Annotated in this window: 24 protein-coding genes; 19 read left to right on the top strand and 5 right to left on the bottom strand. The window is 68.4% G+C overall.

Going from position 1 to position 25,051, the window contains the following annotated elements; all coding sequences use genetic code 11:
- Positions 1-38 precede the first annotated feature (38 nt).
- From AC1DSC_RS21930 to AC1DSC_RS21875, 12 genes are all read left to right on the top strand, one after another.
- Positions 39-851: a carbohydrate ABC transporter permease gene (locus AC1DSC_RS21930; protein ID WP_018907388.1), complete on the top strand. Its 813-nt coding sequence runs from the start codon at positions 39-41 to the stop codon at positions 849-851.
- Positions 852-866: 15 nt separating this feature from the next.
- On the top strand, positions 867-1,175 hold the full coding sequence (locus AC1DSC_RS21925) for a DUF2160 domain-containing protein (RefSeq protein WP_012748489.1): 309 nt from the start codon (positions 867-869) through the stop codon (positions 1,173-1,175).
- Positions 1,176-1,289: 114 nt separating this feature from the next.
- Entirely contained in the window at positions 1,290-3,023 is a 1,734-nt protein-coding gene (locus AC1DSC_RS21920; RefSeq protein WP_012748488.1) for an ABC transporter substrate-binding protein, read from the top strand.
- A gap of 163 nt (positions 3,024-3,186) precedes the next feature.
- On the top strand, positions 3,187-4,167 hold the full coding sequence (locus AC1DSC_RS21915) for a dialkylrecorsinol condensing enzyme (protein WP_150106791.1): 981 nt from the start codon (positions 3,187-3,189) through the stop codon (positions 4,165-4,167).
- Positions 4,157-5,290 (top strand): beta-ketoacyl-ACP synthase III, encoded by a 1,134-nt coding sequence (locus AC1DSC_RS21910; protein ID WP_012748486.1) that lies wholly within the window; start codon positions 4,157-4,159, stop codon positions 5,288-5,290. Before AC1DSC_RS21915 ends, AC1DSC_RS21910 begins: the two co-directional genes overlap by 11 nt.
- Positions 5,291-5,292: 2 nt before the next feature.
- Positions 5,293-5,688 carry a DarG family dialkylresorcinol biosynthesis protein gene (locus tag AC1DSC_RS21905; RefSeq protein ID WP_012748485.1) on the top strand — a complete coding sequence of 132 codons (396 nt, stop codon included), beginning with the start codon at positions 5,293-5,295 and terminating at the stop codon, positions 5,686-5,688.
- The gene (gene darH, locus AC1DSC_RS21900; protein ID WP_012748484.1) at positions 5,685-6,665 is read left to right on the top strand and encodes a BtrH-related acyltransferase DarH; all 981 of its coding nucleotides are present in this window, start codon (positions 5,685-5,687) and stop codon (positions 6,663-6,665) included. Before AC1DSC_RS21905 ends, darH begins: the two co-directional genes overlap by 4 nt.
- A gap of 338 nt (positions 6,666-7,003) precedes the next feature.
- Complete coding sequence (locus tag AC1DSC_RS21895) at positions 7,004-7,912, top strand: ABC transporter ATP-binding protein (RefSeq protein WP_012748483.1); 909 nt, start codon at positions 7,004-7,006, stop codon at positions 7,910-7,912.
- A gap of 9 nt (positions 7,913-7,921) precedes the next feature.
- On the top strand, positions 7,922-9,079 hold the full coding sequence (locus AC1DSC_RS21890) for an ABC transporter permease (RefSeq protein ID WP_012748482.1): 1,158 nt from the start codon (positions 7,922-7,924) through the stop codon (positions 9,077-9,079).
- Positions 9,076-9,354, top strand: a complete 279-nt coding sequence (locus tag AC1DSC_RS21885) for an acyl carrier protein (protein WP_012748481.1) — start codon at positions 9,076-9,078, stop codon at positions 9,352-9,354. The genes AC1DSC_RS21890 and AC1DSC_RS21885 overlap by 4 nt, the downstream gene beginning before the upstream one ends.
- Positions 9,351-10,430 carry a beta-ketoacyl synthase N-terminal-like domain-containing protein gene (locus AC1DSC_RS21880; RefSeq protein ID WP_012748480.1) on the top strand — a complete coding sequence of 360 codons (1,080 nt, stop codon included), beginning with the start codon at positions 9,351-9,353 and terminating at the stop codon, positions 10,428-10,430. The genes AC1DSC_RS21885 and AC1DSC_RS21880 overlap by 4 nt, the downstream gene beginning before the upstream one ends.
- The gene (locus AC1DSC_RS21875; protein WP_012748479.1) at positions 10,427-10,930 is read left to right on the top strand and encodes a hypothetical protein; all 504 of its coding nucleotides are present in this window, start codon (positions 10,427-10,429) and stop codon (positions 10,928-10,930) included. The genes AC1DSC_RS21880 and AC1DSC_RS21875 overlap by 4 nt, the downstream gene beginning before the upstream one ends.
- A 31-nt stretch (positions 10,931-10,961) precedes the next feature.
- Here the strand turns inward: AC1DSC_RS21875 and AC1DSC_RS21870 are convergent, their stop codons facing one another.
- Genes AC1DSC_RS21870 through AC1DSC_RS21850 form a run of 5 tightly spaced genes read right to left on the bottom strand, consistent with a single transcriptional unit; the run spans position 10,962 to position 16,722 of the window.
- On the bottom strand, positions 10,962-11,588 hold the full coding sequence (locus AC1DSC_RS21870) for an HD domain-containing protein (protein WP_012748478.1): 627 nt from the start codon (positions 11,586-11,588) through the stop codon (positions 10,962-10,964).
- A gap of 4 nt (positions 11,589-11,592) precedes the next feature.
- Entirely contained in the window at positions 11,593-12,684 is a 1,092-nt protein-coding gene (gene mltB / locus AC1DSC_RS21865; protein WP_012748477.1) for a lytic murein transglycosylase B, read from the bottom strand.
- Positions 12,685-12,736: 52 nt separating this feature from the next.
- Positions 12,737-14,758: a transglutaminase TgpA family protein gene (locus AC1DSC_RS21860; protein ID WP_012748476.1), complete on the bottom strand. Its 2,022-nt coding sequence runs from the start codon at positions 14,756-14,758 to the stop codon at positions 12,737-12,739.
- Positions 14,759-14,804: 46 nt separating this feature from the next.
- Complete coding sequence (locus tag AC1DSC_RS21855) at positions 14,805-15,776, bottom strand: DUF58 domain-containing protein (RefSeq protein ID WP_012748475.1); 972 nt, start codon at positions 15,774-15,776, stop codon at positions 14,805-14,807.
- A 25-nt stretch (positions 15,777-15,801) separates the two neighbouring features.
- Entirely contained in the window at positions 15,802-16,722 is a 921-nt protein-coding gene (locus AC1DSC_RS21850; protein WP_012748474.1) for an AAA family ATPase, read from the bottom strand.
- Positions 16,723-16,808: 86 nt separating this feature from the next.
- Here AC1DSC_RS21850 and AC1DSC_RS21845 point away from each other — a divergent pair, with 86 nt between their 5' ends.
- From AC1DSC_RS21845 to AC1DSC_RS21815, 7 genes are all read left to right on the top strand, one after another.
- The gene (locus tag AC1DSC_RS21845) at positions 16,809-17,762 is read left to right on the top strand and encodes a histone deacetylase family protein (protein WP_012748473.1); all 954 of its coding nucleotides are present in this window, start codon (positions 16,809-16,811) and stop codon (positions 17,760-17,762) included.
- Between the two features lie 39 nt (positions 17,763-17,801).
- Entirely contained in the window at positions 17,802-19,082 is a 1,281-nt protein-coding gene (locus AC1DSC_RS21840; RefSeq protein WP_012748472.1) for a mechanosensitive ion channel family protein, read from the top strand.
- Positions 19,083-19,221: 139 nt separating this feature from the next.
- Positions 19,222-19,971 carry an electron transfer flavoprotein subunit beta/FixA family protein gene (locus tag AC1DSC_RS21835; protein WP_062361769.1) on the top strand — a complete coding sequence of 250 codons (750 nt, stop codon included), beginning with the start codon at positions 19,222-19,224 and terminating at the stop codon, positions 19,969-19,971.
- 13 nt (positions 19,972-19,984) lie between these two features.
- A complete protein-coding gene (locus AC1DSC_RS21830) occupies positions 19,985-20,917 on the top strand; it encodes an electron transfer flavoprotein subunit alpha/FixB family protein (RefSeq protein ID WP_012748470.1) in 933 nt (310 codons plus the stop codon).
- A gap of 74 nt (positions 20,918-20,991) precedes the next feature.
- Entirely contained in the window at positions 20,992-22,782 is a 1,791-nt protein-coding gene (locus AC1DSC_RS21825; protein ID WP_012748469.1) for an acyl-CoA dehydrogenase, read from the top strand.
- Positions 22,783-22,863: 81 nt separating this feature from the next.
- A complete protein-coding gene (locus AC1DSC_RS21820; RefSeq protein ID WP_012748468.1) occupies positions 22,864-23,826 on the top strand; it encodes an NAD(P)H-dependent flavin oxidoreductase in 963 nt (320 codons plus the stop codon).
- 50 nt (positions 23,827-23,876) lie between these two features.
- Positions 23,877-24,989: an acyltransferase family protein gene (locus AC1DSC_RS21815; protein WP_436287861.1), complete on the top strand. Its 1,113-nt coding sequence runs from the start codon at positions 23,877-23,879 to the stop codon at positions 24,987-24,989.
- Positions 24,990-25,051 lie beyond the last annotated feature (62 nt).

Here is a 25,051-nt window from a genome sequence, read left to right as displayed (position 1 = left end):
CAACAGCAACAAGAACAAAAACAAATGGAGCAACCGACATGAACGATAAGAGATTCCGCAAGCGCAGCATCTTCCTGGTGCTGTACATCCTGTTCGCGCTGCTGCCCATCTACTGGATGGTCAACATGAGCTTCAAGACGAACGAGGAAATCGTCTCCAGCTTCTCGTTCTTTCCGCACGAGCTCACCTGGGCCAACTACGCGCGCATCTTCACCGACGAGTCGTGGTACTCGGGCTACATCAACAGCCTGATCTACGTGGCCATCAACACCGTGATCTCGCTCACCGTGGCGCTGCCGGCGGCGTATGCGTTTTCGCGCTATTCGTTCCTCGGCGACAAGCACGTCTTCTTCTGGCTGCTGACCAACCGCATGACCCCGCCCGCGGTGTTCCTGCTGCCGTTCTTCCAGCTCTACAGCACCGTCGGCCTGATGGACACCCACCTGGGCGTGGCGCTCGCGCACCTGCTGTTCAACGTGCCGCTGGCGGTGTGGATTCTCGAAGGCTTCATGAGCGGCATTCCGCGCGAGATCGACGAGACGGCGTACATCGACGGCTACTCGTTCCCGCGCTTCTTCGTGAAGATTTTCCTGCCGCTCATCAAGGCCGGCGTGGGCGTGGCGGCGTTCTTCTGCTTCATGTTCAGCTGGGTCGAGCTGCTGCTTGCGCGCACGCTCACCAGCGTGAACGCCAAGCCCATCGTCGCGACCATGACCCGCACCGTGAGCGCCTCCGGCATGGACTGGGCCACGCTGGCCGCCGCGGGCGTGCTCACCATCGTGCCGGGTGCGATCGTGATCTGGTTCGTGCGCCACTACATCGCAAAAGGCTTTGCGATGGGTCGGGTCTAGGAGGAGGGCGGAAACATGTTCGATTGGATGGTCTGGACCACCCCGGTGGCCGTTTTCTTCATCTGCATCGCGCTCATGCTGGTCGGCATGACGGTGTGGGAGTTCAAGTCGCCCACCACCATGCGGCGCGGCTGGCTGCCGATTGCCACCACGCGCGGCGACCGGCTCTTCATCGGGCTGCTGGCCGCGGCCTATGTGAACCTGGTCTTCATCGGCCTGGCCGGCAAGTTCCAGGAATGGATGAGCCTGGAAGCCGAGCCCTCGATCTGGATCAGCTTCGTGCTGTCGATGGGGCTGCTCGCGCTGGTGATGCGCAAGGGCTGAGCGGCCGAAGACAGCCTGCTTCGTTTTTTTCCACACAGCGTTCCGGCTCTCCGCCTCCCCGGAGCCGTGATCGGACACAACACCGGGGAAGCACCAACCGAGGAGACAATTTTCATGAAGATGCGCTACACGGCATTGGCACTGGCAGCGGCGATGTTCGCCGCGCACGGTGCGGCATCGGCGGGCGAGGCCGAAGCCAAGAAATGGATCGACAGCGAATTCCAGCCATCGACCTTGTCCAAGGACAAGCAGATGGAAGAAATGAAATGGTTCATCGAAGCCGCCAAGAAGCTTCAGGCCAAGGGCGTGAAAGAGGTGTCCGTCGTCTCCGAAACGCTGACCACCCACGAGTACGAATCGAAGACGCTGGCCAAGGCCTTCGAGGAAATCACCGGCATCAAGGTCAAGCACGACCTGATCCAGGAAGGCGACGTGGTCGAGAAGCTGCAGACCTCCATGCAGTCGGGCAAGTCGATCTACGACGGCTGGGTGTCCGACTCCGACCTGATCGGCACGCACTACCGCTACGGCAAGATCATGTCGCTGACCGAGTACATGGGCGGTGCGGGCAAGGAGTACACCAACCCCGGCCTCGACCTGAAGGACTTCATCGGCACCAGCTTCACCACCGCGCCCGACGGCCAGCTCTACCAGCTGCCAGACCAGCAGTTCGCCAACCTCTACTGGTTCCGCGCCGACCTGTTCGCGCGCAAGGACCTGCAGGACAAGTTCAAGGCCAAGTACGGCTACGACCTGGGCGTGCCGCTCAACTGGAGCGCCTACGAGGACATCGCCGAGTTCTTCAGCGTCGACGTGAAGAACATCGACGGCAAGCCGATCTACGGCCACATGGACTACGGCAAGAAGGACCCGTCGCTGGGCTGGCGCTTCACCGATGCGTGGCTCTCGATGGCGGGCGCCGCCGACAAGGGCATTCCCAACGGCATGCCGATCGACGAATGGGGCATCCGCGTGGCCGCGGACAAGTGCACGCCCACGGGCGCGGCCGTCTCGCGCGGCGGCGCCACCAACTCGCCAGCTGCCGTGTACGCGCTCACCAAGTACATCGACTGGATGAAGAAGTACGCGCCCAAGGAAGCCATGGGCATGACCTTCGGCGAATCGGGCCCGGTGCCGGCGCAGGGCCAGATCGCCCAGCAGATCTTCTGGTACACGGCCTTCACGGCCGACATGACCAAGAAGGGCCTGCCGGTCGTGAACGAAGACGGCTCGCCCAAGTGGCGCATGGCCCCCGGCCCGAACGGCCCGTACTGGAAGCAGGGCATGCAGAACGGCTACCAGGACGTGGGCTCGTGGACCTTCTTCAAGGGCCATGACGCCAACAAGACGGCGGCGGCCTGGCTCTACGCGCAGTTCATCACCGCCAAGACCACGTCGCTGAAGAAGTCGATCACCGGCCTGACCTTCATCCGCGACAGCGACATCCGTTCGGACTTCTTCACCCAGAACGCCAACAAGTACGGCGGCCTGATCGAGTTCTACCGCAGCCCGGCGCGCGTGGCCTGGACGCCCACCGGCACCAACGTGCCCGACTACCCGAAGCTCGCGCAGCTCTGGTGGAAGAACGTGGCCGAGGCCGTCACGGGCGAGAAGACCCCGCAGAAGGCCATGGACAACCTGGCCGACGAGATGGACAACGTGATGGCCCGCCTCGAGCGCGCCGGCATGGCCAAGTGCGCGCCCAAGCTCAACCCGAAGGGCGACCCGGCCAAGTACCTGAGCGACGACCACGCGCCCTGGAAGAAGCTGGCCAACGAGAAGCCCAAGGGCGAGACCATCGACTACAACAAGCTGCTGACGGCCTGGAAGGAAGGCAAGGTGCGCTGAGCGGCTGCTTTCCCGCAGACAGCAGCGTTCCACGAAGGGCCGCGCCGAAGGGTGCGGCCTTTTTTTCGCTCATTCGTGGGGCCGACGCGACGGCATGACCAATGGCAGATGCGCCAGTGCTACGGTTGGCTTACATTCGACGGCCCTCGCCTTGCCCCAGCACGTGAACTCAAGCATTTCCAGCCCCGCCGCGCGCATCAAGCGTGTCCTGATGATCCACTATTCGCAGACCGGCCAGCTCGGCAGCGTCGCCGAGCAGATCGTCGCGCCGCTCAGGGCCGATCCGGGGATTTCCGTGCATGTCGAAACCCTGCGTCCGCTGGCGGATTTCCCGTTCCCCTGGCCCTTCCTGGCCTTCTTCGACGCGTTCCCGGAGTCGGCCCACATGAAGCCGCCGCCGCTGGCGCCGCTCTCGCTCACGGGTGACGAGGATTTCGACCTGGTCATCCTGCCCTACCAGGTGTGGTTCCTGGCGCCGTCGCAGCCGGTCGTCGCCTTTCTCAAGCATCCGCTGGCCCGGCGCCTGCTCGCGGGCAAGCCGGTGGTCACGGTCATTGCCTGCCGCAACATGTGGCTGCTGGCCCACGAGAAGCTCAAGGGCCTGCTCGACGCGGTGGGCGCGCGCCTGATCGACAACGTGGTGCTCACCGATCCCGGCCCGACGCTCGCCACCTTCTTCACCACGCCGGCCTGGCTGATCTGGGGACGCAAGCGCGGTTTCTGGGGCATGCCCGACGCGGGGCTGAGCGATGCGCAGATCCAGGGCGCGGGCCGTTTCGGCCGGGCGCTGCGCGAGGCGCTGCACGGCGACCGGGAGCGCGGATCGCAGCCGCTGCTCGCGGGCCTGGGCGCGGTGCAGGCCGATGCGCGGCTTCTCGTGAGCGAAAAGGCCGGCACGCGCAGCTTTTTCCTCTGGGGCAAGCTGATCATGGCGGCGGGCCGGCCCGGCGCCTGGCAGCGCAAGCCGCTGCTGCTGCTCTACGTGGTGTTCCTGCTCGTGCTCATTGTCACGGTCGTGCCGGTGAGCTTGAGCCTGCAGGCGCTGCTGCGGCCGTTGTTCAAGGGGTGGCTGACTAAAATGACGGCGCGCTTCGAACGCCCTTCGGGCTCGGCCACGGACCGTTCTCCCCTTTATGACGACTGAAGTCTTCCTGACCCGCACCGCCGCCTTCCTGCCCTTTTCCCCGGTCAGCAACGAAGACATCGAAGACGTGCTCGGCCGGATCGGCGGCAAGGCCTCGCGCGCGCGGCGGCTGATCCTTCGCAGCAACGGCATCCAGTCGCGCCACTACGCGATCGACCGGGCCACCGGCCGGCTCGCCATGAGCAATGCGCAGCTCACGGCCGAGGCCATCCGGGCGCTCGGCGACATCGGCCCGGTGGATTGCCTCGCCACCGGCACCTCGCTGCCCGACCAGCTCATGCCCAACCACGCGGTGATGGTGCACGGCGAGCTCGGGTGGCCGCGGCTCGAAGTGGTGGCTTGCGCGGGCATCTGCCTGGCGGGCACCACGGCACTCAAGCACGCCTGGCTCTCGGTGCGCTCGGGCGATGCGCGGCGCGCGGTGGCCACCGGGTCGGAACTGGCCTCGGCCGTGATGCGCGGCTCCAGGTTCGAAGCCGAACTCGAACACAAGCTCCAGGCGCTCGAAGAGCGGCCCGAACTCGCCTTCGAAAAGGACTTCCTGCGCTGGATGCTTTCCGACGGCGCCGGCGCCGTGCTGCTCGAGCGCGAGCCGCGCGGCCCGCTGTCGCTGCGCGTGGAATGGATCGACCTGTCTTCGGCCGCGCACGAACTGCCGGTGTGCATGTATGCGGGCGCCGACAAGAATGCCGAGGGCGGGCTCGACGGCTGGGCGCGCACCGATCCCGAAGACTGGCGGCGCGAATCGACCTTTGCCGTCAAGCAGGACGTGCGCCTGCTCAACGAGAACATCGTGCGCGCCACGCTGGGCGAGCCGCTCGCGGCCATCGTGGAGAAGCGCGGCCTGAAGGCAGCGGACGTCGACTGGTTCCTGCCGCACCTGTCGTCCGGCTATTTCGTCGAACCCGTGAGCCGCTGCCTCGAACAGATGGGTTTTGCCATTCCGCGCGAGCGCTGGTTCAGCAATCTTGCGACCAAGGGCAACACCGGGTCGGCGTCGCCCTACATCATGCTCGACGAACTGTTCCGCTCGGGCCGCATCAAGCCCGGCCACAAGCTGCTGATGTTCGTGCCCGAAAGCGGCCGCTTCTCGAGCGGCTTCATCTACCTGGAAGCCATCTAGCCATGGACCTCGACGCTGTTCCGCAAGAAGGCAACGCCACGCTCGACGGCCACGCCAAGCTCATGTATGCGCGCGACGCGCAGGGCCGCGTGGTCACCACCCGCTCGCGCGGCTGGGAGGCGGAGGAAATCGTCACCAGCCATGCGGTCGACGTGCTGGTCGAGCAGGCCCGCGAAGCGAAGGAGCGCGTGGCCCGCGGGCTTGCGTCGCCGCTCGAATACTGGATGTACGAGCGCCGCATGGACGTGGCGCTGCTCTCGCAGACCAGCGGCTTCTGGCAATGGCGCGTGCGGCGCCACCTGAAGCCAAAGCACTTCGCGGCGCTGCCCCAGAAACACCTGGCGCGCTATTCGGAGGCGCTGGGGCTTCCCGTTTCCACCTTGCAGGGCCTGCCGTGAAATTCGAACACCAGCAAGCGGCGCATTGCGAAAGCGGCGTCATCTCGAACCTCATGCGCCACCACGGCGTGCCCATGACGGAGAGCATGGCGCTCGGCCTGTCGTCGGCGCTGTCCTTCGCCTACCTGCCGTTCATCAAGCTCTCGGGCCTGCCGCTCATCTCGTACCGCATGCCGCCCAAGGCCATCATCAAGGGCCTGCTGGCACCGATGGCCGCGCGCTTTCGCTTCGAGACCTTCCGCAGCGCCGAGGCCGGCGCGCAGCGCCTCGATGCGCTGCTCGCGGGCGGGCAGATCGTGGGGCTGCAGACCTCGGTCTACTGGCTGCCGTACTTTCCGCCCAACATGCGCTTCCACTTCAACGCGCACAACCTGCTGGTGTACGGCAAGGACGGCGACGACTACCTGATCAGCGACCCGGTGTTCGAGGAGCCGGTGCGCTGCGCCAGCGCCGATCTTTCGCGAGCGCGCTTCGCCAAGGGCGTGCTCGCGCCCAAGGGCCTCATGTACTACCCGCAGGCCATCGAGCGCAAGACGGTCGATGCGGCGTCGGTGACCAAGGCGATCCGCAAGACGGTGCGCACCATGCTCGCGCCGGTTCCGATCGTCGGCGTGCGCGGCATGCGCACGCTGGCCAGCCGCATGCAGAAGCTGTCGCCGGGCGATCCACGCAGCGTCGACTTCATCGGCCACGTGGTGCGCATGCAGGAAGAAATCGGCACGGGCGGGGCGGGCTTCCGCTTCATCTACGCGGGCTTCCTGCAGGAGGCGGCGCAGCTGCTCGACAAGCCGCAGCTGCAGCAGATGTCCGAGCGGCTGATCTCCATCGGCGACGATTGGCGTGCGTTTGCACTCAAGGCCGCGCGCATGGTGAAGGGCCGCGAGCCGGTCGATCCCGCGGCGCTGGCCGGCAAGCTGCGCGAGCAGGCGCAGCAGGAAGAAACCTTCTTTCGCGACCTCAGGGCCGCTGTTGCCTGAATGGGAGCTTGTTCTTCCATGAGTCGCGTTGGAGGGCATTCGGGGCGCTGCTGTTCAGGGCGGGTGCACAGGCCACCGGGTACTCCCCTCCGCGAATGTCCCCCGCCTTCGGCTCCTCCTTTATTTCGCTGCGGGGAGCACCCGATGCCCTGTGCACCAGGGCACGCTCTGTGTGTATCGCTGATCAACCACCGCTCTGTCCAACGCTCTCGTCGATGGGGTGCCTTGCGCAGCGAAATCAAGGGGGAGGCCGAAGGCCGGAGGACATTCGCGGAGCAAGGTACCCCGTCGGCGGGAGCGCACCCCGAACAGCAGCCTCCCGAACAAGACACAGCCCGATGCTGGAACTGAAGAACCTAGGCCACCGCTATCCGCACGCCGACGCGGCCGCGCTGACCGACGTCTCGCTTGCGGTGCCCCGGGGCTGTGTCATGGGCCTGCTCGGCCCCAACGGCGCGGGCAAGACCACGCTGATCTCGCATCTGTCGGGCGCGCTCGCCGTGCAGTGGGGCGAGATCCTCATCGACGGCCAGCCGCTGCAGCAGGTGCGCGCCAAGGCACCCACGCGCATCGCGGTGGCGCCGCAGGACCAGGCCTTCTATCCGATGCTCACCGTGGCCGAGAACCTCGCATGCTTTGCCGCGGCGGGCGGCCTGGCCGGTGCGCGCAAGAAGGCGCGCATCGAGGCCTGCACGCACTTTGCGCAGCTCGAACAGTTTGCCGGCGTGCGCGCCGAACGTCTCTCGGGCGGCCTCAAGCGCCGCCTCAACCTGGCCATCGCGTTGCTGCCCGAGCCCGAGCTGATGCTGTTCGACGAGCCCACGGTGGGCGTCGATCCGCAGTCGCGCGCCTTCATCCTCGATGCCATCAAGAGCCTGGCGCAGCAGGGCGCGGCGGTGATCTATGCCTCGCACTACATGGAAGAGATCGAGGCCATTGCCGATCGCGTGGCCATCCTCGACCATGGCCGCGTACTGCGCGAAGGCTCGCTCGAGCAACTGCTGTCCAAGAGCGCCATGCTGCTCACGCTGGCCGCCGACGGGCTCGACGCGCAGAAGCTCTCGCGCTTCGGCACGGTGGAGCAGGGCGGCGTGCACTGGCGCATTCACCTGCGCGAAGGCACCGGGCCCGGCCCCGTGCTGCAGGCGCTGGAGGCCGAAGGCATCGAAGTACGCCACGCCGAGTTCGGCCGCCACGATCTCGAGCAGCTCTTCATGGCGCTCACCCATCGCTCGCTGCGCGACTGAAGAAGCACCATGCTCCTCGCGCTCATCAAGAAGGAACTGCTCGCACTCGTGCGCGACATGCACGGGCTGGCGGCGCTGTTCCTGATGCCGATGGTCTTCATCGTGCTGATGTCGCTCACGCTGAAGGACATCTACCGCCCGCCGCTCGCGGAGCTGAGCTATGCGGTCGACCGGCGCGACACCGAGACACCCGCGCAATGGCTGCAGCAGATCTGGCAGCGCAGCCACGGCGCGCCCAGGGCGCTCGATGCCGACTGGCAGGCGCAGCTGCGAAGCGGCGCGCTCAAGTACGTGATCGTGCTGGAGCCCGGCCTGTCGGCGGAACTCGAATCGGCCGCGCTGTCGACCCAGGCCCACATCCGGCTTCTGACGGAGCCGGGCATCGACGCCAACCTGTTCAACGCACTGCGGGCCGAGCTCGTCGGCGCGTCCGGCGAACTGAAGGCGCGCCTGGCGCTCGCGGTGCCCGGCACCTCGGGCCCGCCGCCGGGTGCCTCGATCCAGGCGCTGGTGAACGCCGAGCGCTTTGCCACCGCCGGCCCGCGGCCCACTTCGGTGCAGCAGAACGTGCCCGCGTGGCTGGTGTTCGGCATGTTCTTCGTGGTCGCTTCGCTCTCCAGCCTGTTCGTGCAGGAACGCAGCTCGGGTGCGCTAGGCCGGCTGCGCAGCCTGGGCGTGTCGCGCGTCATGCTGCTGATGTCGAAGGCGCTGCCCTACCTGGGCGTCAATGCGCTGCAGGCCGTGCTGATGCTGGCCGCCGGCATCTGGCTGATGCCGCTGATCGGCGGCGACGCGCTTTCGCTCGCGGGCATCCATTGGGGCGCGCTGGTGCTGGCGCTGGCGGCCGTGAGCCTGGCCGCGGTGAGCCTGTCGCTGGCACTGGCCTGCGCGGTGCGCAGCCATGCGCAGGCCGCCACCATCGGGCCGATGGTCAACGTGCTGATGGCGGCGGCGGGCGGCATCATGGTGCCCAAGTTCGTGATGCCGGGCTTCATGCAGCGGCTGGTCGAGATCTCGCCGATGAACTGGGGGCTGGAGGCGCTGCTCACCGTGCTGCTGCGCGGCGGCGGCGTGGCCGAGACGCTGCCGCAGGTCGGCCGGCTCGTGGTGTTTGCGGCGGCCATGTTCCTTCTTGCCGTCTTTCTGTTTCGCAGGCGCGCATCGTGACCACCCATTTCCATTCCGCTGAATTCATCGCCAGCCTGAAGGCCATGGTGCTCGAGGCCGTCGAAAAGGACGCGCCGCCGGGCGGCCTTGGCGACGACGAGCCGCTGTTCGGGCCCGAGGCCCGGCTCGACCTCGATTCGCTCGACGCGCTGCAGGTGTCCATGACGATCCAGCAGCGCTTCGGCGTGCGCATGCCCGACAGCAAGGAAACGCGCCGTGCGCTCACGTCCGTCGTCCATCTGGCCGACCACCTGGTGCAAGCGGGCAAGGCATGAGCGTCAGGAGCGTGTACCTTGCCGGCATGGGCCTGGCCTGCACGCTGGGCAACGATCTTCCGACCGCCGTGGAGGCCCTGGCACGCGGCGGCGTTCCGCCTGTACCGGTCGCGGTTTCGGAAGGCGTGCAGTGGCCGGTCCACATGCTGCCGCCGCAGGAAGGCGACTGGCGGCAGCGGCTCGCGCGCGTCGTGCGCGGCGTGGCCGCACAGGCGTGCGAAGGAACAGCGGCAGCGCGGTCCGGGCCGCTCTTCGTCGCATCGTCCTCGCTGGACATCGGTGGCATGGAGCACACGGTGCAGGACCTGCGGCTCGGCGGCGACCTGCAGGACTTTGCGGGCCTCGTGGCCGCTGCGCTCGACTGGCAGGGGCCGGTCTTCACCATCTCCACGGCCTGCACCTCGGCGCTCAATGCGGTGCTCGCGGCTTGCGACCTGATCCGAGGCGGCCAGGCCGACGAGGCGCTGGTGATCGGCGCCGAGCTCGGCAACCGCTTCACGGTGGCCGGCTTCGGCGCGATGCAGCTGCTCTCGCCGGATGGCGCGCGGCCTTTCGGCGCCGGGCGCAACGGGCTGGTGCTCGGCGAGGCGGTGGCCGCATTGCGGCTCGGTTCGCGCGCGGCGCGCTGGCGCATTGCGGGCGGGGCCAACGTGGTCGATGGGCGCAATCCCTCGGGCACCGAGGCCAGCGCGGTGCTTGCGATGTGCCATCAAGCGTTGGCGCAGAGCGGGCTGCGGCCGCAGGACATCGGCCTGGTCAAGGTGCAGGCCGCGGGCAGCCCGGCCAACGATGCGATCGAGGCGCTGGCCTTGAAAGAGGTCTTCGATCCGCTGCCGCCGCTGGTGTCGTTCAAGTCGGCGATCGGCCACACGCTGGGCGCCTCGGGTGCCGCCGAGCTGGCCTTGCTTGTCGCCTGCATCGAGAGTGGCGTGTGGCCGTCCGCTGGTTATGCCATCGACGATGAACTCGGCATCGCCTTGAGCACGCGGGCGCCTTCCGGGCTGCGCAACATCCTCTTCAACGTGGTCGGGTTCGGCGGCGGGCACGCCTCGCTGGTGCTGGAGGATGGCCGATGAACGCCGGTTCCGCCCCCGCATGGCGCACCGTCGCGCACTTCTCGGCCGATCCGCTGCCTGCGGACTGGCGCGACCAGCTCGCGCACCGGCTCGGCCGGCGGCCGCGGCGCGTCGGGCTCTGGACCGAGCTTGCGATGTTCGGGGCGCGGCGCTGCCTCGACGCCGCGGGCGAGGCAGCCTTGCCTGCGGGTGCCCGCCTGCGCGTATCGAGCCTGCGCGGCGCCTGGGGCGCGACGCATGCGGGCCTGGCGCAACTCGACGCCGGCATGCTGATGCCGTTCACCTTCATGCAGGGCCAGCCCGCGCTGATGCTGGCGGAGGTCGGCCGCTGCCTCGAATGGCAGGGCGACGCGAGCTTTGCGCTGTGCCGCGATCCGCAGCAGCTGCTGCAGCTCTCGAAGCTCGGCGCCGCAAGCGCCGGCTTGCTGGTCGGTGTGGTGGAAGAGGAGCGCAATGGCGAGAAGCCGCGCTCCGAATGGTGGCGGCTGGTGCCGGCCTGAAGCACCGCAAAGCCGCTCCGGAACCGGGCGATCAGGCCAGCGCCGCGATCGACCGTGCCAGGTTGGCGCGAGCCCTTGCCTCCAGCAGCGCATGCATTCGCGGCGTGGCGTAGATCGCCTCGCGCGCGAGAAAGCGCTGAAGGATCGCGCGGCGGCGCGGCCGGCGTACCTCGTCGGGCACGAAGGCATATTCGGCATGCACCTGCCGTTCGTATTCGTCGAAGCGTGCAGGATCCGCGCCGAGGATCGACAGGTCGATGTCGACCAGCAGTTCGGCGTCGCGGCCTTCGGGCACGGCATCGTGGCGCGTGGCCATCACGAGCGCATGCACGCGTTCTGCGGCCTCGGCCGGAGCACCGGCCGAGACGATGGCGCTGCGCGCCCAATCGGCGCTGCGTGCCTCGTTGTCGTGCGCATGCACGTCGTAGACCGCGTCGTGGAACCACAGCGCGAGCGCCACTTCACCGGGGTGCTCGGCCGCTTCCTTCTCGCGCTCGAACCAGGCCAGGCATTCGCCGAGGTGCTGCAGCGTGTGGTAGCGGCGCTGCGGCTCGCCGTAGCGGCGCTGCAGCTCGATGCCGAGCGCCTCGTCGGCAGCGGCCACGCCCAGCGCGCGCCAGGCAGCGTTCCAGTGGTTCCGCAGTGCCTCGGGCGCCATCGGGCTATGGCTCCATGGCGGCCTTGACCTCCCGGCCGAGGTCGAGCACCGACATCGCGTAGTAGCTGCTCCAGTTGTAGCGCGTGATCACGTAGAAGTTGCGCGTGCCGGCCACGTAGGTCGGCTCTGCGTCGGCGCCGTTCTGCAGTTCGATCAGCGCGAGCAGGCCCTTGTGGCGCAGGCCCTCGCCTTCGGGAACGGCTCCGGCCGCCACGAAGCTGTCGGTGCTGAAGCTCGGCAGGATGTCGGGCGCCAGCAGCAGCGCCTTCTTGAGGCGGGCCTCCTCGAAGTGCACCGGGTAGGTCGCGGGCATGCCGGGCGTCCAGCCGAAGGCCTTGAAGTAGTTGGCCACCGAGCCGATCACGTCGGCGGGGTTGTCGACGAGGTCGATGCGGCCGTCGCCGTCGAAGTCGACCGCGTACTTGGCGATGCTGCTGGGCATGAACTGCGGCATGCCCATGGCGCCCGCATAGCTGCCCACGGGCAGCAGGGGGTTGTCGGCGGTGCGGCTTTCGGTGCTCAGAAAGCTCTCGAGCTCGCCGCGGAAGAAGGCCTCGCGCTCGGCCGCGCGCGGATGGGCCTGCGGAAAGTCGAACGACAGCGTGGCCAGTGCATCGATCACGCGGAAGCTGCCCATGTTGCGGCCGTAGATGGTCTCCACGCCGACGATGCCCACGATGATTTCGGCCGGCACGCCATACATCGCCTCCGCGCGCGCGAGCGTGCCGGCGTTGTTGCGCCAGAAGCGCACGCCAGCGGCAATGCGCGTCGCATCGATGAAGCGGCTGCGGTAGGCCTGCCAGTTCTTCACCGTGCCGGCCGGGCCGGGCAGCATCAGGCGCGGCACGTTGGGCAAAAAGCGCGCGCTGCCGATGGTGGCGCGCACCCATTCGCGGTCGAGGCCGCGGCGCTCGGCCACCTCGTCGGCAAAGCGCATGGCGTCGTCGCGCGTGGCGTAGGGCGTGCTGCCGGCCACGGTTTTCACGCTGCGGGCGCTGGGAGCTTTCTGGGCCTGCGCCCCGATGGACCCTGCGCAGCAGGCGGCGAGGAGGGCGACGGCGGCGGCGCGGCGCGGCGCGGGAAGAAAAAATCGCATGGCGCCGATTGTGCCGTCCGCGCGAGCCCGCCTCGGCGGGACGCGTGCGGCCTCAGCGCCGCGCGGTGGGCACGGCCGGCCAGTCCAGGCGCCGGAACTCGGCCCGGAGCGCCGCGAGCGAAGCCGGCGAGGCCGGGGCGTAGCGCTGGGCTTCGAGCTTCAGCAGCCATTCGCGCACGGCCTGTGCCGCCGGGCCGAAGCGCGCCTCGGCCTGGGCGGCCATCTGGCGCGGCGGCGCGGTGTCGGGCAACTGGAGCCCGGCCTTGGCGAGGTGCGCGCGTGCCTGGCCGAGCAGGCGCAGCCACGGGTCGTGCTGGCTGCGCTCCCACAGGGTCCATGCCGCGCCGGCAAGGCTTGCGCCCACCAGCAGATAGAGCAGCACGTAGGCCAGGTCCTCGAGGCTCGGCGCGTTGAAGCCGATGCTCTTGAGCAGGTTGAGCTGGCGGCTTTGCGTGTAGTTGAGCACCCACTGGTTCCAGCCGTTGTTCACCGCTTCCCAGGCGGCGCGCAGGTTCTGCGCCAGCGTGGGGCTCATCGCGCCGATGGCGCCGGCGAACAGGCCCGGCTGCGGCACCAGCCGCTGCAGCTGGCCGACCCGGCCCGGCGACACCGCGCCCGTGGGGTCGACGCGAACCCAGCCGGTGCCGTCCTCCCAGACCTCGGCCCAGGCGTGCGCATCGCTCTGGCGCAGGATCCAGTAGTTGTCGACGCCATTGAGTTCGCCGCCCTGGTAGCCGGTCACGATGCGTGCTGGAATGCCCGCGCCGCGCATCAGCACCACGAAGGCCGAGGCGATGTGCTCGCAGAAGCCTTCCTTGCGGTCGAACCAGAACTCGTCGGCCGTGTCGTTGCCGTAGACGCCGGGCTCCAGCGTGTAGCTGTAGCCGCCGGTGCGCAGCCGCTGCAGTGCGGCGCGGATGAAGGCCTGGGTGCCGCCGCTGGCCAGCGCGGGCTGGGCGCGCATTTCCGCGGCGAGCGCGGCGGTGCGCGGGTTCGATCCGGGCGGCAGCGCGAGGTAGGCCCGCAGCGCGGCCGTCTGCCGCAGCGGGCCGCTGTGGAACTGCGTGTAGCTCTCGGCGCGGTAGCGCACGAGATCGGAGATGGGGCGGGTCGCCACCCATTGCAGGTCGGGCGTGCCCGTGACTTCATAGCCGGGCGCCTGCGGTGCGGTGGGCGCCGCATCGAGCGTGAGCAGCCAGGGGCGGTGGTTGGGCTCGAGCGTGACCTCGTAGCGCACCGGCGGGCCGCTGGTGCGCAGGTTGCCCGATGGCGGCGCGCCGCGCGCCCAGGACGGCAGCGCGCTCCACTCGCGCCCGTCGAACTGCGCGAGCACCGGACCGCGGAAATACAGCTGGCTCTGGGGCGGCGCGCGGTTGTCGTCGAACTTGATGCGCGCCGCAATGCTGTCGTCGAGCGCGAGTTCGGCAATGGTGCCCACGCGCATGGTGTTCGACAGGCCCGTGCGCCCGGCCATCGCATCGGCGGGCGTGCCCCACAGCGGCGCAAAGCGCGGAAACAGCAGGAACAGCGCGAGCATGATCGGCGCGCCCGCCAGGGCCATCCAGCTGGCGGTGCGCGCGGCCTGCATCAATGGCGGCTTGCCCACCGGCATGTGCGCATTGACCAGCGCGGTGAGCAGGCCCAGCAGCGCCAGCAGCATGGCGACCGCGGTCATCAGCGACTGCGAGTAGAAGAAGTTCGTGAGCATCGCGAAGAAGCCCAGGAAGAAGATGACGAAGGCGTCGCGGCGCGCGCGCAGCTCCAGCGTCTTGAGCGCGAGCAGGATCACGATCAGCGTGACCCCGGCGTCGCGCCCCAGCAGGGTGCGGTGGGTGGCGAAGGTGGCGGCCAGCGCCAGCACCAGCAGGCCCACGCGCGCCCACTTGCCCGGCAGCGGACGGGCCTCCACGGCGAGCGTGCTGCGCCACACCAGCACCATCGCCGTGATGGCGGTGCACCACCAGGGCAGGTTCGCGGCCTGCGGCAGCACGATGAGCGCAATCACCGCAAGCAGGAACAGCGTGTCCCGGGCGTCCCGTGGCAGCGCCGAGATCTCGCGCATGAACTTGTTCATGTGCGCGGCTCCCGGCCTGGAGAAGAACGAGCGGCGTTCGGATGATTCAACATAGCGCCAGCGCCTCCAGGCAGGCTCTTCGGTGGGCTTCGCCCTGCGAGGGCTGCACCACGCGCGCGGCCACGCGGATGCCGTAGTCCACGCCCACGCGGTCCGCCATCAGCACCCAGGCGCACAGCCGCGACACCCGGGCTTCGGTGTCGGCCAGCTGGGTGGCCTGGGCGTCGAGCCACAGTTCTTCGCGCTGCGTCTGCTGCGTGTCGCGGCTCACCAGGTCTTCCGAGCCGGTGGCTTGCGCGCGGGCCGCCTTCTTCCAGACCACGAGCTTGAGTGGATCGCCGCGCCGGTAGGCACGGAGGCCGTCGTATTCGCCGGCGGCCTGCGCGCGCAGCGCGGCCGAGGTGGCGGCCGGGCCCGACAGCGGCTCGCCCGGCGGCAGCGGCGGCGGATGCGCCTCGGGCGCGGGATAGACCAGCATCTTCGCGGCCGGGCGCCACACCGTCCAGACGCGGAAGGTGCCAAGCGGAAAGCGCGTTTCGGCGGTGAGCGTGGGCACTGGATGGAGCCCACGCCGCTCGGGCTTGAAGGCGATCTCGACGGTGGCGCTGCCCTCGGCCGGGACGTCGGTCCAGGCCCACTGGCCGCTGCCGCGAACGGCCATGCCGATGCCGTAGCGCACGCTGCGCCGCGTGTTGTGCAGCACCACGCGAAAGACCGCGGCGGCGCCCGCATAGTGCGCCTCCGGCGCCATCATGTGCATGGCCAGGCCGCGCAGCGTGGCGTGGCTCACGTGCATGCCCACGGCCACGCTGCCCGCGAGCAGGAAGGTCAGCAGGTAGCCGAGGTTGAGCTGGTAGTTGATCGACGCGATCAGCAGCACCAGCAGCGTGGCGCCCAGCGTCCAGCCGGCGCGCGTGGGCACGATGTAGACGTTGCGCTGCGTGAGCTCGAGCGTGTCCGAAGGCGGCCGGCGCGACAGGAACCAGCCGTCGATGCGCGAGCGTAGCGACGCGATCATCGGCGGCCGGCGGGCGTGCTTGTTTTCACGGCAGCGGCACGTCCGCGATCATCGCGCGCACCTGCTCCACCGCGCCCCGGCCCGCGTCGCCCACCGGCGTGAGGCGGTGCGCAATGGTCTGCGGCAGGATCGACTGCACGTCGTCGGGCGCAACGTAGTTGCGGTTGGCCAGCAGTGCCTGCGCCTTGGCGGCGCGCAGCACGGCAATGCCGGCGCGCGGCGAGAGGCCCTGCAGGAACCAGCGGCCGGAGCGCGTGGCCGCGATCAGGTCCTGCACGTAGTTCAGCAGCGGCTCGGCCGCATGCACCTGCTGCACGCGCTGCTGCAGCGCAGTGAGCTCGCCCGCGGTCAGGAGCGCGGGCAGGGTGGCCAGCATTTCGCGGCGGTCGGCGCCCGAGAGCAGCTCGCGTTCGGCGGCGCGGTCGGGGTAGCCCAGCGAGATGCGCATGAGGAAGCGGTCGAGCTGCGATTCGGGCAAGGCGAAGGTGCCGAGCTGGTCCTGCGGGTTCTGCGTGGCAATCACGAAGAAGGGCGTGGGCAGCGGCCGCGTCTCGCCTTCGATGGTGACCTGCTTTTCTTCCATGGCCTCGAGCAGCGCGCTCTGCGTCTTGGGGCTGGCGCGGTTGATTTCGTCCGCCAGCAGCACCTGCGCGAAGATCGGCCCGGGGTGGAAGACGAAGGCCTGCTGGCCCCGGTCGTAGATCGCTACGCCCGAAAGGTCGCCCGGCATCAGGTCGGCGGTGAACTGCACGCGGGAAAACTGCAGCCCGAAGGTGTGCGACAGCGCATGGGCGAGGGTGGTCTTGCCGACGCCCGGCACATCCTCGATCAGCAGGTGCCCGCCCGCGAGCAGGCAGGCCACGCAGTCGCGCACCTGGGGCTCCTTGCCCACGATCACCGTGTTAAGCTGACTCAGCAAAGTGGCAAGCTTCGCAGCAACGTCCATATTTGTATCCATATGCAAACGATACCGTAAGACTGCGCGGCCCCATGCCGTGTGAGGTCTAGATACGACAGAGACACGGCAAACACATGGGCAAGACCGGCTACTTCACACATCGCGATTGCTGGAAGCACGACATGGGCCGGGGCCACCCCGAATGTCCCGAACGGCTCGACGCCATCGAGGACAGGCTGCTGCTCACCGGCGTGGGCGATGCCCTCGAACACCGCGACGTGCCGCTGGCCACCCTGGCCCAGATCACCCGCGCACACAGCGAGGCGCATCTCGAACACCTCGAATCGCTGCACCAGCGCCTGGTGGCAGACGAGCCGGCGGGCGGCCCCCGCCATGCGCAGCTCGACCCCGACACCATTCTGAACCGCTTCACCCTGCTGGCCGCGCGCCGCGCCGCGGGCGCCGCCATTGCCGCCACCGACGCGGTGATGGCGGGCGAGGTCGACAACGCGTTCTGCTCGGTGCGCCCGCCCGGGCACCACGCCTGCTACGAACAGGCCATGGGCTTCTGCTTCCTCAACAACGTGGCCATTGCGGCGCGGCATGCGCTCGAGGTGCACGGGCTGGAGCGCGTGGCCATCGTCGATTTCGACGTGCACCATGGCAACGGCACCGAGAACATCCTGTCGAACGATCCGCGCGTGCTGATGGTGGGCTTCTTCCAGCATCCGTTCTATCCGTACAGCGGCACCGAGCACCCGGCCTCCAACATGCTCAACCTGCCGATCCCGGCCTACACCAGGGGCATGGACGTGCGCGAGCTGATCGAGGCCGCCTGGATGCCCCGGCTCGAGGAATTCGCGCCCGAGATGATCTTCGTGAGCGCGGGCTTCGACGCCCACCGCGAGGACGACCTGGGCCAGCTCGGCCTCACCGAGAACGACTTCGCCTGGATCACCGGCCGCGTGCGGGACGTCGCGCGGCGCCATGCGCAGGGCCGCATCGTCTCGATGCTCGAAGGGGGCTACAACCTGGACGCCCTCGCGCGCAGCGTCGAAGCCCATATCCGCGTCCTTGCCGATCTGTAGAGCCGCCGGCGCACACACCGCGCCCTGTTTTTCCAAGAGATGAATTTCAACGATTTCACACAACGCCTGGGCCAGGTCGACGCACGCGGCCTGGGCATCGAGCTGGCGGCACTGGTCGCCTGCGTGGTCCTGGCCTGGGTGGCCACCCGCTGGTTCGGGCGCGACCAGCCGAAGGATTCCATCTGGTTCGGCGAGCGCACCTTCGACGGGCTCTTGTTCCCGCTGCTGGCGCTGGTCTTCGCCGAGCTGGCCCGGCGCCTGGTGAGCGGCTACCAGCCCGTACTGGTGCTGCGCATCGGGGTGTCGGTGTTCCTGTCGCTGGCGGTCATCCGGCTGTTCGCGCGCGTGATGCGGGCGGTCTTTCCCGCCTCCAACCTGGTGCGGCTGCTGGAGCGCACGATCTCGTGGCTCGCCTGGATGGCCGCCATCCTCTGGATCGTCGGGCTGCTGCCGCCGGTGCTGGCCGAGCTCGACGGCATCACGCTGGCCTTCGGCAAGACGAGCGTCAGCCTGCAGACCATCATCCAGGGCGTGCTGTCGGCCGGGCTGGTGCTGGTGATCGCGCTGTGGATTGCCGCCACCATCGAGAAGCGCATCCTGCGCGAGGCCGTGACCGACCTGTCGATGCGCAAGGTGGCCTCGAACGCGGTGCGCGCCATCCTGCTGCTGGTGGGCCTGCTGTTCGCGCTGTCGGCGGTGGGGGTCGACCTGACGGCGCTCTCGGTGCTGGGCGGCGCGCTGGGCGTAGGCCTGGGCTTCGGGCTGCAGAAGCTGGCGGCCAACTACGTGAGCGGCTTCGTGATCTTGCTGGAGCGCTCCATCCGCATCGGCGACAACGTCAAGGTCGACACCTTCGAGGGCCGCATCACCGACATCAAGACCCGCTACACGCTCATCCGCGCGGGCAACGGGCGCGAGGCCATCGTGCCGAACGAGTCGCTCATTACCAGCCGCGTCGAGAACCTCTCGATGGCGGACCGCAAGTTCAACATCACGACCAGCATCGTGGTGGGCTACGACAGCGACGTGGCGCAGGTGCAGGCCATCCTGTGCGCGGCGGCCAAGGCCCAGGCCCGGGTGATGACCGACCCCGAGCCCGTGACTTATCTCGCCAGCTTCGCGCCCGACGGGCTGGAGTTCACGCTGAACTTCTGGGTGGCCGACCCTGACAAGGGCAAGGACAACGTGCGCTCGGCCATCAACATCGCCATTCTCGAGGGCCTGCGCAGCGCGGGCGTGGACATTCCCTATCCGCAGCGCGTGCTGCGGGTGGAGTCGCTGCCGCCGGGCGTTTCCGCCACGCGCGAGGCTGCCGTATAATCACGAAAAAGCACGGTCGTTCTTTTTTGTTGCACAGCGGTGCCAAGTCGCCATGGGCGCAGGTGCGGCAAAGGCCGGACCCTAAAATGACCGGCTGCCCTCGAAGCCCCCTTTTTGCAATCCCAATGGAGTCAAGTCAATGAAGGTTCTAGTGCCTGTCAAACGGGTCGTCGATTACAACGTCAAGGTGCGCGTGAAGAGCGACGGCACCGGAGTGGACATTGCCAACGTCAAGATGAGCATGAACCCCTTCGACGAGATCGCCGTGGAAGAAGCCGTGCGCCTGAAGGAAAAGGGCGTGGTCACCGAAGTCATCGCCGTCTCCTGCGGTGATGCCAAGTGCCAGGAAACCCTGCGCACCGCCATGGCCATCGGTGCCGACCGCGGCATCCTGGTCGAGACCACCGAAGAGCTGCAACCCCTGGCCGTGGCCAAGCTGCTGAAGGCCCTGGTCGACAAGGAACAGCCCCAGCTGATCATCCTGGGCAAGCAGGCCATCGACGACGACGCCAACCAGACCGGCCAGATGCTCGCCGCGCTGGCCGACCTGCCGCAAGCCACCTTCGCCTCCAAGGTCGAAGTGGCCGATGGCAAGGCCACCGTCACGCGCGAAGTCGACGGCGGCCTGGAGACCATCACGCTCAGCCTGCCGGCCGTCATCACCACCGACCTGCGCCTGAACGAGCCGCGCTATGTGACGCTGCCCAACATCATGAAGGCCAAGAAGAAGCAACTCGACACCTTCAAGCCCGAAGACCTGGGCGTGGACGTGAAGCCGCGCCTGAAGACCCTCAAGGTCAGCGAGCCGCCCAAGCGCGGCGCCGGCATCAAGGTGCCTGACGTCGCGACCCTGGTGGACAAGCTCAAGAACGAAGCCAAAGTGATCTGAGGAAGACAACGACATGACCGCACTTGTTATTGCCGAACACGACCACGCGACCGTCAAGCCCGCGACCCTCAACACCGTGACCGCGGCCCTGGCCTGCGGCGGCGACGTGCACGTGCTCGTCGCCGGTGCCAATGCCGCCGAAGCCGGCAAGGCCGCTGCGCAGATCGTGGGCGTCAGCAAAGTCATCGTGGCCGACAGCCCCAGCCTGGCCGAGAACCTGGCCGAGAACGTCGCCGCCCAGGTGCTGGCGATCGCTTCCAACTACAGCCACATCCTGTTCCCCTCGACTGCCAACGGCAAGAACGTCGCGCCGCGCGTGGCCGCCAAGCTCGACGTGGCGCAGATCTCCGACATCACCAAGGTCGAAAGCCCCGACACCTTCGAGCGCCCGATCTACGCCGGCAACGCCATCGCCACCGTGCAGAGCAGCGACGCCACCAAGGTGATCACCGTGCGCACCACCGGCTTCGACGCCGCAGCCGCCACCGGTGGCAGCGCGAGCGTTGAAACGGCCGAAGGCGTGGCCGATTCGGGCAAGTCCAGCTTCGTGGGCCGCGAAGTCACCAAGAGCGACCGCCCCGAACTCACCGCCGCCAAGATCATCGTCTCGGGCGGCCGGGCCTTGGGCAGCGCCGAGAAGTTCACCGAAGTGATGACGCCCTTGGCCGACAAGCTCAACGCGGGCCTGGGCGCGAGCCGCGCCGCGGTGGACGCGGGCTACGCCCCCAACGACTGGCAAGTGGGCCAGACCGGCAAGATCGTCGCGCCGCAGCTGTACATCGCCGCGGGCATCTCGGGCGCGATCCAGCATCTGGCCGGCATGAAGGACTCCAAGGTGATCGTGGCGATCAACAAGGACGAAGAGGCGCCGATCTTCTCGGTGGCCGACTACGGGCTGGTGGCCGACCTGTTCACGGCGGTGCCGGAACTGGTGAAGGCGCTCTGATCGCATCGCTGCACTGAGCCGGAGGGCATCGTTCGCGATGCCCTTTTCGTATCCGCTGTATCTGGAGACAAGACATGAGCTACACCGCCCCCCTCAAGGACATGCTGTTCGACATCGAGCACCTGGCCAACATCGGCGAGATCGCCAGGCTGCCGGGCTTCGAGGACGCCGGCCTCGAAACCGCGCAGGCCGTGCTCGAGGAATGCGCGCGCTTCAACCAGGACGTGGTCGCGCCGCTGAACATCGAGGGCGACCGCAACCCCTCGTCCTTCAAGGACGGCCAGGTCGCGACCACGCCGGGCTTCAAGGAAGCCTTCGCGCAGTACGTGTCGGGCGGCTGGCAGGGCCTGCAGCATCCGGCGGACTTCGGCGGCCAGGGCCTGCCCAAGACCATCGGCGCGGCCTGCGGCGAAATGCTCAACTCGGCCAACATGAGCTTCGCGCTGTGCCCGCTCTTGAGCGACGGCGCCATCGAGGCGCTGCTCACGGCCGGCTCCGACGAGCTCAAGGCGGTGTACCTCGAAAAGCTCGTGAGCGGCCAGTGGACCGGCACCATGAACCTCACCGAGCCGCAGGCCGGCAGCGACCTTGCGCTGGTGCGCAGCCGCGCCGAACCGCAGCCCGACGGCACCTACAAGGTCTTCGGCACCAAGATCTTCATCACCTACGGCGAGCACGACATGGCCGAGAACATCGTGCACCTGGTGCTCGCACGCGTGACCGGCGCGCCCGAAGGCGTGAAGGGCATCAGCCTGTTCGTGGTGCCCAAGTTCCTCGTCGGCAAGGACGGGTCGCTGGGTGCGCGCAACGACGTGCACTGCGTGAGCATCGAGCACAAGATGGGCATCAAGGCCTCGCCCACCGCCGTGCTGCAGTACGGCGACCATGGCGGTGCCGTGGGTTATCTCGTCGGCCAGGAGAACCGCGGCCTCGAGTACATGTTCATCATGATGAACTCGGCCCGCTATGCCGTGGGCATGCAGGGCATCGCGATTGCCGAGCGCGCCTACCAGCACGCCGTGGCCTACGCCAAGGACCGCGTGCAGAGCCGCCCGGTCGATGGTTCGATGAACGCGAGCGCGCCCATCATCCACCACCCCGACGTCAAGCGCATGCTGATGACGATGCGCGCCTACACCGAAGGCTGCCGCGCCATGGCCTCGGTGGCCGCGGCCGCGTACGACGCCGCGCACCACCACCCCGATGCCGAGGCGCGCAAGCAGAACCAGGCCTTCTACGAATTCATGGTGCCGCTCGTGAAGGGCTACAGCACCGAGATGAGCCTGGAAGTGACCTCGCTCGGCGTGCAGGTGCATGGCGGCATGGGCTTCATCGAGGAGACCGGTGCGGCGCAGTACTACCGCGACGCCAAGATCCTCACGATCTACGAGGGCACCACCGCCATCCAGGCCAACGACCTCGTGGGCCGCAAGACCGCGCGCGACGGCGGCCAGACCGCCAAGGCCATTGCCGCGCAGATCGAGAAGACCGAAGCCGAGCTGTCCAAGAGCGGCAGCCCCGCCGCGGCCGCCGTCCTCAAGCGCCTGAAGCCTGCGCGCGAAGCCTTCATCGAAGTGGTCGACTTCGTCGCGGGCCAGACCAAGGCGTCGCCCAACGCGGTGTTCGCGGGCAGCGTGCCCTACCTGATGCTCGCGGGCAACCTCGTGGCCGGCTGGCAGCTGGCGCGCTCGCTGATCATTGCAGCGGACCTGGCGTCGCGCAGTGTCGACGTGGACTTCATGCAGGCCAAGATCGCGACCGCGCGCTTCTATGCCGAGCACATCCTGAACAGGGTGCCCGGGCTGCGCGACAGCATCGTCGATGGCGCCGAGAGCGTCACGGCACTGGCGCTCGACGCCTTCTGACCCACGGCCCCGTGTCGCCCAGCTGACGGGCGATGCGGGCCTTCCTCTTATATAAAACCGAACCCCATTCCCGGAGAAGACATGTCCAAGCTGCCCCCCGTGCTCGCGAACCTGCCGCTGCCGATCATCGGCTCGCCGCTGTTCATCATCAGCAACCCCAAGCTCGTGATCGCGCAATGCAAGGCCGGCGTGGTCGGCTCGATGCCGGCGCTCAACGCGCGCCCCGCGGCGCAGCTCGAAGACTGGCTGGCCGAGATCACCGAGGAGCTCGCGGCCTACAACAAGGCCAACCCCGACAAGCCCGCCGCGCCCTTTGCCATCAACCAGATCGTGCACAAGAGCAACGACCGGCTCGAGCACGACATGGAGATGGTCGTGAAGTACAAGGTGCCGATCGTCATCACCTCGCTGGGCGCGCGCACCGACGTGAACGATGCGGTGCACAGCTACGGCGGCGTCACGCTGCACGACATCATCAACAACAAGTTCGCGCAGAAGGCGATCGAGAAGGGCGCCGACGGCATCATTGCCGTGGCGGCCGGGGCTGGCGGCCATGCGGGCGTGAAGAGCCCGTTCGCGCTGGTGCAGGAAATCCGCCAGTGGTTCGACGGCCCCATCGCGCTGTCGGGCTCCATCGCCACCGGCGGCGCGGTGCTCGCGGCGCAGGCCATGGGCGCCGACTTCGCCTACATCGGCACCGCCTTCATCGCCACCGAGGAGGCGCGCGCGAGCGAGGAATACAAGCAGGCGATCGTCGACGGCAACTCGGACGACATCGTCTACTCCAGCCTCTTCACCGGCGTGCACGGCAACTATCTTGCGCCGAGCATCGTCAAGGCCGGCATGGACCCGGCCAACCTGCCCGAAGGCGACGTCAAGACCATGAACTTCGGCGGCGGCGAGGGCAGCAAGGCCAAGGCCTGGAAGGACATCTGGGGCTCGGGCCAGGGCATCGGCGCCGTCACCGAAGTGGCCAGCGCCGCGGCCTTCATCGAGAAGCTCAAGCGCGAGTACCAGCAAGCCAGGCAGCGGCTCGCCCTTTGAGCGGCGCGTGCGACCCGGCGCCTGCCGGGCTGCCCGCACAGCGCGGGCGGATGCCCCTGCTCGACATCGCCAAGGGCCTGGCCTGCGCGGTGATCGTCGGGCACCACCTGTCGCGCTACGGCGCGATGCCGGTGGGCGCCTTCCTGCTGGCGCCCGGATTGCTGGGCTGGCTGGCCAGTGACGGCCGGCTCGCGGTGCAGGTCTTCCTGGTGATTGCCGGCTTTCTTGCGGCTTCCAGCCTGGCGCCCGACGGCTTGCTGCGCGTGGAGCGGCCGATGGCGCGCATCCTGCAGCGCTACGGCCGGCTGGTCATGCCCTACCTGGCGGCGCTCACGGTGTCGGTGCTGGTGGCGGCCCTGGTGCGCCCCTGGATGGTGGGCGACGACGTGCCGGCCGCGCCGAGCATCGGCCAGTTGCTCGCGCACGGCTTGCTGATGCAGGACCTGCTGGGCTACGAGGCACTGTCCACGGGCGTCTGGTACGTGGCCATCGACTTCCAGCTGTTCGTGCTGGCGCTGGCGCTCATGGGGCTTCCCGCGATGCTGCGGCGGGCGCCGGCGGCGGCTGCAGCGGCTTCGTACGAGCGCTGGATTCCCGTGGCGCTGGTGCTGGCGGTGGCCACCGCTTCGCTGCTGCTCTTCAACCGCAATGCCGATCTCGACGGCACGGCGTTCTATTTCTTCGGTGCCTACGGGCTCGGCATGCTGGCCTTCTGGATCGGACGCGCGACGCGCGCGAGCACCTGGCGCAGTGCCATCGTGCTGCTCGCGCTGACCGGCGCGGGCGCGCTCGCGGTCGACTGGCGCAGCCGCATCGCCACCGCGCTGGTGAGCGCGCTGCTGATTGCCGTTGCGCAGCGCCGGGACTGGCTTTCGCTCGGTCGCCGGCCGGATGCGGCCATGCCCTTGCAGCGCCTGGGCCGCATGTCGTATTCGCTGTTCCTGATCCACTTTCCGGTGCTGCTGGCCACCAATGCGGCGGCGGCGCAGATGGGGCGGCACCCCGCCTGGTTCGATGCGCTGGGCCTGGCCGCCACCTTCGGGCTGTCGGTGGCAGCCGCGCAATTGCTGCACCGCAGGGTCGAGCTGCGGCCCGCGTCGTGGCGCGTGGTCGCGGCATTGTTCGCGGGCCTGCTGGTCAGCGGGATGCTCGTCTCGTTCTGACCTGAGCCGCCCGCGCCGGCAGCGCAGCGCGCCGGCCGTTTTCACTGAAATGGTTGCAAGAG

It is taken from the genome of Variovorax sp. 01N425 (assembly GCF_056399465.1).
Note: the sequence above shows the minus strand (reverse complement) of the source record. Positions and strands in the feature narration are given on the sequence as shown.

Bases quoted from the DNA above. Each gene is read 5' to 3' on its own strand.
- AC1DSC_RS21925 (WP_012748489.1), top strand. From the start codon at position 867: ATGTTCGATTGGATGGTCTGGACCACCCCGGTGGCCGTTTTCTTCATC.
- AC1DSC_RS21830 (WP_012748470.1), top strand. From the start codon at position 19,985: ATGACCGCACTTGTTATTGCCGAACACGACCACGCGACCGTCAAGCCC.
- AC1DSC_RS21845 (WP_012748473.1), top strand. From the start codon at position 16,809: ATGGGCAAGACCGGCTACTTCACACATCGCGATTGCTGGAAGCACGAC.
- AC1DSC_RS21875 (WP_012748479.1), top strand. From the start codon at position 10,427: ATGAACGCCGGTTCCGCCCCCGCATGGCGCACCGTCGCGCACTTCTCG.
- AC1DSC_RS21860 (WP_012748476.1), bottom strand. From the start codon at position 14,758: ATGAACAAGTTCATGCGCGAGATCTCGGCGCTGCCACGGGACGCCCGG.
- AC1DSC_RS21930 (WP_018907388.1), top strand. From the start codon at position 39: ATGAACGATAAGAGATTCCGCAAGCGCAGCATCTTCCTGGTGCTGTAC.
- AC1DSC_RS21840 (WP_012748472.1), top strand. From the start codon at position 17,802: ATGAATTTCAACGATTTCACACAACGCCTGGGCCAGGTCGACGCACGC.
- AC1DSC_RS21850 (WP_012748474.1), bottom strand. From the start codon at position 16,722: ATGGACGTTGCTGCGAAGCTTGCCACTTTGCTGAGTCAGCTTAACACG.
- AC1DSC_RS21835 (WP_062361769.1), top strand. From the start codon at position 19,222: ATGAAGGTTCTAGTGCCTGTCAAACGGGTCGTCGATTACAACGTCAAG.
- AC1DSC_RS21895 (WP_012748483.1), top strand. From the start codon at position 7,004: ATGCTGGAACTGAAGAACCTAGGCCACCGCTATCCGCACGCCGACGCG.
- AC1DSC_RS21920 (WP_012748488.1), top strand. From the start codon at position 1,290: ATGAAGATGCGCTACACGGCATTGGCACTGGCAGCGGCGATGTTCGCC.
- AC1DSC_RS21870 (WP_012748478.1), bottom strand. From the start codon at position 11,588: ATGGCGCCCGAGGCACTGCGGAACCACTGGAACGCTGCCTGGCGCGCG.
- AC1DSC_RS21815 (WP_436287861.1), top strand. From the start codon at position 23,877: ATGCCCCTGCTCGACATCGCCAAGGGCCTGGCCTGCGCGGTGATCGTC.
- AC1DSC_RS21890 (WP_012748482.1), top strand. From the start codon at position 7,922: ATGCTCCTCGCGCTCATCAAGAAGGAACTGCTCGCACTCGTGCGCGAC.
- AC1DSC_RS21880 (WP_012748480.1), top strand. From the start codon at position 9,351: ATGAGCGTCAGGAGCGTGTACCTTGCCGGCATGGGCCTGGCCTGCACG.
- AC1DSC_RS21825 (WP_012748469.1), top strand. From the start codon at position 20,992: ATGAGCTACACCGCCCCCCTCAAGGACATGCTGTTCGACATCGAGCAC.
- AC1DSC_RS21905 (WP_012748485.1), top strand. From the start codon at position 5,293: ATGGACCTCGACGCTGTTCCGCAAGAAGGCAACGCCACGCTCGACGGC.
- AC1DSC_RS21820 (WP_012748468.1), top strand. From the start codon at position 22,864: ATGTCCAAGCTGCCCCCCGTGCTCGCGAACCTGCCGCTGCCGATCATC.
- AC1DSC_RS21910 (WP_012748486.1), top strand. From the start codon at position 4,157: ATGACGACTGAAGTCTTCCTGACCCGCACCGCCGCCTTCCTGCCCTTT.
- AC1DSC_RS21855 (WP_012748475.1), bottom strand. From the start codon at position 15,776: ATGATCGCGTCGCTACGCTCGCGCATCGACGGCTGGTTCCTGTCGCGC.
- mltB (WP_012748477.1), bottom strand. From the start codon at position 12,684: ATGCGATTTTTTCTTCCCGCGCCGCGCCGCGCCGCCGCCGTCGCCCTC.